Source organism: Fundidesulfovibrio agrisoli (assembly GCF_022808715.1).
Taxonomy (GTDB): domain Bacteria; phylum Desulfobacterota; class Desulfovibrionia; order Desulfovibrionales; family Desulfovibrionaceae; genus Fundidesulfovibrio; species Fundidesulfovibrio agrisoli.
The window spans coordinates 24,693-33,056 of the sequence record NZ_JAKZKX010000033.1 but is presented as its reverse complement, the minus strand read 5'-3'; the positions used below and the strand labels follow the sequence as shown (position 1 = coordinate 33,056).

8 protein-coding genes are annotated in these 8,364 nt (G+C 68.3%); 1 reads left to right on the top strand and 7 read right to left on the bottom strand.

Annotation, left to right across the window (positions count from 1 at the left end):
- Nucleotides 1-112 precede the first annotated feature (112 nt).
- From MLE27_RS16830 to MLE27_RS16800, 7 genes are all read right to left on the bottom strand, one after another.
- Nucleotides 113-841 carry an adenosylcobinamide-GDP ribazoletransferase gene (locus MLE27_RS16830; protein WP_243313632.1) on the bottom strand — a complete coding sequence of 243 codons (729 nt, stop codon included), beginning with the start codon at nt 839-841 and terminating at the stop codon, nt 113-115.
- Between the two features lie 11 nt (nt 842-852).
- The gene (locus tag MLE27_RS16825) at nt 853-1,638 is read right to left on the bottom strand and encodes an SAM hydrolase/SAM-dependent halogenase family protein (protein WP_243313630.1); all 786 of its coding nucleotides are present in this window, start codon (nt 1,636-1,638) and stop codon (nt 853-855) included.
- 115 nt (nt 1,639-1,753) lie between these two features.
- Nucleotides 1,754-2,395, bottom strand: a complete 642-nt coding sequence (locus MLE27_RS16820) for a redox-sensing transcriptional repressor Rex (RefSeq protein ID WP_243313636.1) — start codon at nt 2,393-2,395, stop codon at nt 1,754-1,756.
- Nucleotides 2,396-2,473: 78 nt separating this feature from the next.
- Entirely contained in the window at nt 2,474-2,794 is a 321-nt protein-coding gene (gene atpE, locus MLE27_RS16815; protein WP_243313628.1) for an ATP synthase F0 subunit C, read from the bottom strand.
- Between the two features lie 55 nt (nt 2,795-2,849).
- Nucleotides 2,850-3,536: a F0F1 ATP synthase subunit A gene (gene atpB / locus MLE27_RS16810; protein ID WP_243313626.1), complete on the bottom strand. Its 687-nt coding sequence runs from the start codon at nt 3,534-3,536 to the stop codon at nt 2,850-2,852.
- A gap of 4 nt (nt 3,537-3,540) precedes the next feature.
- A complete protein-coding gene (locus MLE27_RS16805) occupies nt 3,541-3,960 on the bottom strand; it encodes an ATP synthase subunit I (protein WP_243313624.1) in 420 nt (139 codons plus the stop codon).
- Nucleotides 3,953-4,279 (bottom strand): AtpZ/AtpI family protein, encoded by a 327-nt coding sequence (locus tag MLE27_RS16800; protein WP_243313622.1) that lies wholly within the window; start codon nt 4,277-4,279, stop codon nt 3,953-3,955. The genes MLE27_RS16805 and MLE27_RS16800 overlap by 8 nt, the downstream gene beginning before the upstream one ends.
- A gap of 380 nt (nt 4,280-4,659) precedes the next feature.
- Between MLE27_RS16800 and MLE27_RS16795 the strand changes: the two genes are divergently transcribed.
- Nucleotides 4,660-8,313: an FUSC family protein gene (locus MLE27_RS16795; RefSeq protein ID WP_243313620.1), complete on the top strand. Its 3,654-nt coding sequence runs from the start codon at nt 4,660-4,662 to the stop codon at nt 8,311-8,313.
- Nucleotides 8,314-8,364 lie beyond the last annotated feature (51 nt).

Genomic DNA, 8,364 nt, shown 5'->3' with positions numbered 1-8,364 from the left:
GGCGGAAGCCATTCGACATTCTTCAAATATGTCTGATGGCTTCCGCCCACGGAGCGCCCAACGGAGGCTACAACCAGCAAATTTTCTGAGATCTTGGGCGAAACAGGTGCGTTCAGGCCAACGCGGCCAGCGCCCCCAGCAGTTCCCCGGCCATGATGGCCGCGCCCATGAAATCACCGTTGAAGCCGCACTGTTTCCGTGAGAGGGCGCTCATCCGCCAGAGCAGCACCCCGCACAGCGGCACGGCGATGATGACAGGCCGCCAGCCATCCAGCAGCAACCCGGCAGCCACTGCCTGGGCACCGACGCACCCTGCGACCCAAGCCGTGGCCCCGGGCGCGAACAGCGACGACAACCCCGGCCGCACGCGCCTCCGGTTGGCCGCGAGCGCCATCACGGACAGCGCCCGGCCCAGCACGAAGCACCAGGCGATGGCCCCGAACCGCCCCTGGCGGGCCAGCTCCCCGAAAGCCAGCACCTGACCGCCCAGGCCCATAACCAGCCCCAGCACCCCGAACGGCCCGGCGCGGCTGTCCTTCATGATGGTCCAGAAGCGCTCTCCCACGGCCCCGCTGCCCCAGGCGTCCGCCACGTCGGCCAGGCCGTCCGCGTGCAGGCCGCGCGTGAACCAAAGGCTCAATCCCACGGCAAGCCAGCCCAGGAGCAAGGGATACGCCGAGAAAAGCCCGAACGCGCCGGGAGCGGCGGCCAGCAGGCCAACAGCCAGCCCCACCAGGGGGAACCAGGCCAGGGTGCGCGCGAATTCGCCCTCGGCCAGGATGCGCGGCCTCCCGAGCCGGGTCAGGAACGAGAGGGTGGCGCTGAATATGTGCAGATTCATCCGAAAATCCTTCAGCCGAAAAGGAAGATCACTTCCGAACCCGGTTCCAGCATAAGCTGCTCGGCAGCGCTGCTCATGTTCATGGCCAGTTCCATGACGCCCTGGCTCCCTGCCAGGATGCCGACACAACCTGGGTTCAAGGCCTCGTAGCTCGCGCAAGGCGTTACAGATTGCCCCGAGGCAAGTCTCACCGCCTCGCCGCTTTCGATCGCTGATTTCCATGGGTCAATTTCCATGTTCAGCAGGCAATTGCCGAATCGGTCCACATGCAGAACGCGCGCGGCCGCTCCTTCAGAGATTCTGTGGGCCCAGAGCTCGGGCAGGCGGACGAGCCCGGCCGGGTCCACCTGCGTACCAAGCACGTCCGGGTCCGCGCCCAAGGCAAGGCGCACCGCAAGCGGCGCGAACACGTCGCGCCCGTGGAATGTGGCGCTGGCCTTTGCGAAATGCGAGATGTCGGCCGCGAAGGCCCGGCAATCCGGGGCGGCCTCCAACACCATGGTCAGCAGTCCGTTGTCCGGGGCCAGGAAAAATCGGTCCAGCGCCTCCAGGATCACGATGCGCCGCGACCCGCCCACGCCCGGGTCCACCACGTTCACGAACACCGTGCCGGGCGGGAAGTGCCCGCAGCTGGCCCGCAGGAGGAACCCCGCCTGAAGTGTGTTGTAGGGTGTGACATGGTGGCACAGGTCAAGCACGGGCACACACGGGCCGTGCATGGCCAGCGCCCCCTTCATCTGGCCCACGTAGGGGTCGTCCAGGCCGAAGTCGGTCAGCAGCGCGACGTGACGGTGCATGGTTCCTCCGCTCGTGTCGAATCACGGCGCAAGCGCCGGTCCGTAAGGGAGAGATAGCCGAAAACGCGGAGAATGTGCTCGGGAAAATCAGGCCGGATCATCAAGGCGGTGGGAGCTATTCTTTCTCGGCCTTGTCCAGGGTCAGGTTGAAGGCCACCGCGTAAAGGTGGTGGAAGAAATCCACGTATTCGATGTGGATGTCGTCAGGCAGGGTCAGCCGGGCCGGGGCGAAGTTGATGATGCCGCGCACGCCCGCGTCCGCCAGGTAGTTGGCCGCGCGCTGGGCGCGTTCGGGCGGGGTGGTGATGAGGCCGATCTCGATGTCGAGCTCCTCCACCTTCTCCTTGAGCCGGCGGGAACAGATGACCTCAAGCCCGGAGACCTCCTCGCCTATCTTGAAGGGGTCGCAGTCGAAGGCGCCCACGATGTGGAAACCCCGGCGCGGAAAGTCCTGATGGCGCAAGAGGGCCTTGCCCAGGTTGCCCACGCCCACCAGGGCGGCCTTCCAGACCCGGTCGACGCCCAAGGCCTGCTTGATGGAGGAGATGAGATCCTGGACGAAGTAGCCCACCCCGCGAACGCCGAACTCGCCGAAGTAGGCGAGGTCCTTGCGGATCTGGGAAGGGTTCACGTTGCACGCCTTGGCAAGGGTCTCGGAGGAGACAACCTCGGAACCTTCCCTGCGGAAGGTCTCCAGCACCTGGACGTAGAGGGCCAGTCGCTGGATTGTTGCGCGCGGTATGTGTTCGCTCTTCACCATGTGGGCATTTGTGGGGATTGGGTGGAAGAAAAAACCGGGAGGCCCCTGCGGAGCCTCCCGGCAAGCATGTCGTGATTAAGCGCCGAAGGGCTTAACGAACATGAGCAGCAGGCAGACGACCAGGGCGTAAATGGCCAGGGATTCGATGAAGGCCAGGCCCAGAATCAGGGTGGTGGTCAGCTTGCCGCCGATCTCAGGGTTGCGGGCCATGCCTTCGCAAGCACCCTTCACGCCGATGCCCTGACCGATGCCGCAGCCCAGAGCGGCCAGGCCCATGCCGACGGCGGCGCCCCAGGCGGACATGGCGCCAACGGCGGAGCCGTCAGCGGCGAAGGACAGGGAGGCCAGGCCCAGCAGGGCGACGGTGTTCAGGGCGGTGAAAAGAACCTTACGCATGAGTAGTCTCCTCGAATGTGGTATGTTGTTTGGTCAAATGACCATTTCCCCCGGTTTAGTGGGCGTGTTCGAAAGCTCCCTTCAGATAGATCAGGGTCAGCATGAAGAACACGAAGGCCTGGATGAAGTCGGCCAGCGAGAACAGGAAGTAGATGGGCAGCGTGGCGGCGATGGGCGCCAGCATGAACAGCAGCATCAGAACCAGTTCTTCGCCGCGGACGTTGCCGAAGAGTCGCAGCGTGAGCGACAGCGGCCTGGCCAGGTGGCTCATGATTTCGAGGATGAGCATCATGGGGGCCAGCGCGGGCATGGGGCCCATGAAGTGCTTGATGTAGCCGGGGCCCCAGTTCCTGATGCCCCAGTAGTTGTAGTAGACGAACACGAACACGGCCATGGCCGCGTTGGTGTTGATGGCGTTGGTGGCCGAGTCGAAGCCCGGGACCAGGCCCATGAAGTTGCAGGTCAGGATGAACAGGAAGATGCCGGCCAGAACCGGGAATACGCGGCGGCCGTCTTCACCCATGGTCTCCACGGTGAAGTTCTCCAGCCCTCCGATCATGTATTCGAAGAAGTTTTGAAGCCCGCCGGGCACCATCTGAAGCCTGGAAGACGTAATGAGGCCCAGGGTGATGAGTACGGCCATGGCCAACCAGGCGAAGAGAACTTCATTGGGGATGTTCAGCCCCGCACCTTTGGCCGCCATTTCCAAAAACAATACCGGATGTTCCAATCCGCCAGCCATAGCCCTAGGCCTCCTTCGCGCTGTTAGACCTGGCCCTTTTACGGGCCCCCCACACCAGAATGGTCACCATCACAGTGATCGTCCCCGCCACGATGGCCCACACCGGCCATCCCGCCTCGACGATCATCGCATAAAGCCCCGCCCCGGTAATGCCGAAGCGCACGAAAAACCTGAAGAACGCTCCGCCCGCGGCGCCCGCCGCGTTGCTCGTCACGTTCTGCGCGTACTTCACCAGCCACCAGAAGTTCACCGTGATGAGCGCCGCGCCGCCCATGAAAGCCCAGCCCCAGTCAGACAACTCGGAGATGGACACCGCCGCGAGGCTCAGCCCCGTGGCCATGGCGATCTGCATGCGCACAAGCTCGCGGCCTTCCGCGTGGTGGAACCCGGCCCGCTCCAGAAGGGAATCGAGGCGCTCACGCATCCTTCTTCCCTCCGGGCTTTTCCTCCGGGTTCACTCCTGGCTTGGCGGCGTCCGCCGGGGCTGCATTCTGGCCGGCCTGCGGGCCGTCCAGTGATTGGGAGCGGGTGATCTTCATGGCCTGCAGGTACATGTCGCGGAAGCCCGCCACGATGCCCAGCAGCAGCCAGACGATCAACCCCCAGGGCGCGGTGTTCAGCCACTTGTCGAAGTAGTAGCCGATCACCAGGCCGACCACCGTGTGGGCCACGAAGTTCGTGCCCATCATGGCGGCCTTCTCGATGCCGTCCCAGGTAGACTTGTCTCGTTTTTTAAGGATCATCCGAGCCTCTCGCGTGCCTTTCGGAAGCGCTCCCGCGCGGCCCCGGAACTCGTGCATTGCTTCACAAGTCCGGCTGGCCTACCACAAGGGCGCTCTTTACGTCAACGCGCCAAAGGGTTCACGCTGGTTTTTTTCAGGATTTTTTTTGGGTTCGTCTCGCGGGCGGGCGGGGTGCGGCCCTGGGGTGCGCCAATGCTTGTGCATTTTATAACAAGCCGCTCCGATCCGAAGCCGTCCGGGAAACGCCCGCCGTCCTGCCTGGATACCCCAGCTCAGGCAAAAAGAAAATCGGGAAACCACGCGGGGCCGCACAAGGGATTGGGCTGCTCGCGGCCCTTTTCAAATCCTCCAGGGCGTGGCACTGACCCGGCGTGACACGCATGCGCCCAAGTTCCCCGAACAGCTCCGCCCAGGGCACCCCCCCAGGTGCTAGCCCTGTTTCAGGCCCGGCTTTCTCCCCCGGCTCGCCATGGTGCCTGCTCGCGGCCTGCTGCCTGGTGGCCGCCCTGTTCGCGGTATCCTACCGGGGGGTGCTCTTCGAACCCGGTCACATCTACCAGAACTGGGACCAGACCATCCCGCCCTATCCATCTCAGATTGAAGCCTACGGCTCCATCTCCAGCGACGCCTGGTCCTCCATATTCGAGCTCGGCTCCCCGGCCACCTTCAACGGCATCGACTGGGCCTTCGACGCCCTGATGCGCAATGGGCTGGCCTTCCTGGGCGGGGCGGCCCTGGCCCGCTGGCACTTCCTGTTCTACGCCCTGCCGGGCGCGGCAGGGTACTGGCTGCTCTGCCGCAGGCTGGGGCTGGGGTTCGGGCCGAGCCTGGCGGTCTGCCTGCTCAGCCAGTTCAACCCTCGCACCTACACCATGGCCGTCTCGGGCCACGGCTTCGAGATCGGCTTCGCCCTGGCCCTGGCCCCCTGGACCGTCTATTTCGCTGACAGGGCCGCCTCCGCGCGGGGCGCGGCCTTCTTAGCCTGGGCCCTGGGCTGCGGCCTGGCCGGTGCGCTGGGATTCTCGGCCTCGCCCATGGGCATCGTGCTCACGGCAGCCTTCCTGCTGGTCTGGGGCGTGGCCGCCGTGATCGCGGCGCGCGGGGCCCGGCCCCTGGCCGTGCTGGCCGTGGCCGGGTGCGTGGTGCTCGGGGCCCAGGCCCACTGGCTGCTGCCCGCCGCCGCCACGGGCTCGGCCGGGGCCAAGTACAACCAGCGCATGGAGGACGTGCGCGCCCACTACCTCCATCTCTATAAGGACTTCTCCGCACCGCCCCGCCAGGCCATGATCGGCCACACCGACAACCTGGGCATGGGCACGGAGCAGGCCTACCCCGTGGAGGGCCCCTTCCGCGAGCCCTGGATCGTCTCGGCCTTCGCCCTGCTGGGCCTGGCCCTGCTGGGGCTCCTGGCCCCGGTTGCGCCGCGCTCGCTCAAGTGGTTCGGTGGGCTGTGCCTGCTGGGCGGGTTCTGGATGCTCTCCGGGGCGCAGACCATGCCCGGCCGCATCCTCTATGAAGGGCTGCTGGCCCGGGTGCAGATGGTCTTCTTCCTCATGGCCCGGCCCATGCGCTGGCTGCCGCTCTACCAGGCGGGGCTGGCGCTGATGGTGGGCCTTGGGCTGGAGGCGGTGCGCCGCCGCTCCTTCTGGAAGGACTACCGCTGGCCCGGCGTCATGGCCGGGCTGCTGGCCGCCACGGCCGCCGGGGTCTACCTCTGGCCCTGGTGGAGCGGGGCGCTCACCGTGCCGCGCAACGCCACCACCCAGACCATGTCGCTCATGCTCCAGCCCCTGCCGGAGGAGGAGCGCGAGCTGGTCAAGGCGCTCCACGACGATCCGGGCTTCTACCGCATCACGGTGCTGCCCACCGTGGCCGGGCCAACCGGCGACGTGCCCGCGCCCCCCGCCACCTCGCTCACCCGCAATTTCGGCCTTCTGGGCAAGGACAGCCTGCTCGGCCCCACCTTCGTGGGCCAGCCCTTCGGGCGGTTCCTGCTCTCCATGCTCAACCGGCCCGGGCCGCTCACCGACGCCTTCGGGCGGCTGCTGGGCCTGGGCGCGGTGCGCCGCGTGGTCTACGACGCGGCCGTGCCCGCGCTCAGCTATTCCGATTTCGGCTGGATGCCCCGGGTGAAGCGCGGCTCCGAAACCCTGGCCGACCCCGGCGACAGCCTGCCGCGCTTCCTGGCGGCCCAGCGCGACCTGCGCCCGGACGCGAAGTGGAGCTGCGGCCCGTTCACGGTGCTGGACAACGCCGGGTACCTGCCGCGCCTGCGCACGGCCCGCACCCTGGCCCTGGCCTCCGGTGGCGCGCCCCTGCTGGCGGGGCTGGCCGAGTTGCCCGGGGACCTCTTCGCCGCCGAGGCCCAGGTTTTCGGCACCGACGCCGAGGGAGAAACCCTGTCCGCCCTGGGCGAGGCCACGGGCGGCCTGCGCTCCTGGGGCGGCTCCTGGCCGGAGCTGCTGCTGCCCTGGCTGCCGGCGGGCACCTGGATCGCCGCCGCGCCGACCGGACGGGCCATGCCTTCAGGCTGGGCCTCCCTGGCCGAACGCTGGGACAGGCACATCTGGTTCGAGGGCTCGCCCCTCAACGGGGCCGCCCTGGTGAGCGACGGTCCGGCCCGCCTGGAAGTGCCCCTGCCCAAGGGGGAAAACCTTCGCCTGCTGGCCCGGGTGGCCGCCGTGCCCGGGCAGTGGGGGCCTTCCGCCAGCCTGGGCGGCCGCGAACTGCGCCCGGCGGACAGGCCCGATCTGCTGGACAGGGGCTGGCGCTGGGTCGACCTGGGCCTCGCCCCCGCTTCCGGCGGCGTCCTGGTGTTCGAGGCTCCGGGGCGCGGGGCCGTGGTCGCAGGGGTTCTGGCCGCGCCCGAGGCCGATCTGGCCGCCGCGCGCGCCGCCATGGACGCCGCCTTCCCGCCCGAACGAGGCGCGCTGGCCCTCTCCGGGGCCGCGTCCTGCGCGCTGCCCGGTTCGCGCCTGGCGGCCGACTCCTGGGACGAGCCCCTCTTGGCCGAACTGCCCGGCATAACTCTCACGACCGAAAATCTTCGCTCCGAGTCCGTGGACGGCGCTGGCGCGGGCATGCTGGCCGCCGAAGGCCCGGACGTCGGCGTGGCCGAGTTCACAGTGGAGCTGCCCCGGGCCGCCTCCGGGTTTGAGCTGGAGTGCTACCCGCGCCTTTTCGGCGACCCGGCGGGCGTCTCCTTCGTTCGGGCCGAGTGGGCCGTGGACGGCGGCCCCTTCCGCCCCCTGTTCGAGCTGGCCGGAGGCACGGGCAACTCTTGGGAGGACGTCTACGGCCGCCGCATGCGCTCCGACGTGCAGGCCGCCTGCCGCACGGTGCGCATCCGCGTGTCCATGCGCCAGGCCCAGCTGCACTCCCTGGCCAACACGCCCAACACGCCCATGCGCCTGCGCCTCAAGGCCCAAAACCCGGTGGGCCCGGCCTGCATGGGCCAGGGCGTGGCCCTGCCTGCTTCCTTTGAGGCCCCGGCCCCGCGCGCCGGGCTGTACAGCGCCAGCGCGCACATTCTCGGGCCTGAAGGCCCGCAATGGCGCGATCTCGGCGCGGTGGAGGCCGGGCCGGACGCGCCCGCGCGCCTGGCCGTGCTGGGCTCGCCTTCCGAGGCCTGCGACCTGATCGCCCTGCGCCAGGGGCCTGACGAGCGCCCCGAGCCCACGCCGCCCGTGGCCCTGGAGCGCGTGGACCAGGCGCATTACAAGGCCGTCGTTCCCTCCGGCTCCGGGCGGGTGCTGCTCTTCTCCGAGAGCCACAACCCGAACTGGCGGGCGGACGGGCGTGCGCCCCTCAAGGCCTACGGGTTCATGAACGCCTACGTCGCTTCGCCGGATTCACCCGGCTGGCAGGGGCCTGTGGATGTGTTCTACACGCCGCAGCGCCTGCGCTCCCTGGGCGACCGGATCACCCTGGCGGTCTGGGCGCTGGCCGGGTCGGCCTGCCTGGCGCTGGCGGCCTGGGCCACCTGGGTCACCTGGACCGGGCTGCGCGGGCGGCGCAAGGAACGAACCCCTTGACGCCGGGGCGCAATCCGGCGAACGTCCCCCGCGCGCCGAGGCGCGCCGCCG

Bases quoted from the DNA above. Each gene is read 5' to 3' on its own strand.
- MLE27_RS16795 (WP_243313620.1), top strand. From the start codon at position 4,660: ATGCGCCCAAGTTCCCCGAACAGCTCCGCCCAGGGCACCCCCCCAGGT.
- MLE27_RS16825 (WP_243313630.1), bottom strand. From the start codon at position 1,638: ATGCACCGTCACGTCGCGCTGCTGACCGACTTCGGCCTGGACGACCCC.
- atpB (WP_243313626.1), bottom strand. From the start codon at position 3,536: ATGGCTGGCGGATTGGAACATCCGGTATTGTTTTTGGAAATGGCGGCC.
- MLE27_RS16805 (WP_243313624.1), bottom strand. From the start codon at position 3,960: ATGCGTGAGCGCCTCGATTCCCTTCTGGAGCGGGCCGGGTTCCACCAC.
- MLE27_RS16800 (WP_243313622.1), bottom strand. From the start codon at position 4,279: ATGATCCTTAAAAAACGAGACAAGTCTACCTGGGACGGCATCGAGAAG.
- atpE (WP_243313628.1), bottom strand. From the start codon at position 2,794: ATGCGTAAGGTTCTTTTCACCGCCCTGAACACCGTCGCCCTGCTGGGC.
- MLE27_RS16830 (WP_243313632.1), bottom strand. From the start codon at position 841: ATGAATCTGCACATATTCAGCGCCACCCTCTCGTTCCTGACCCGGCTC.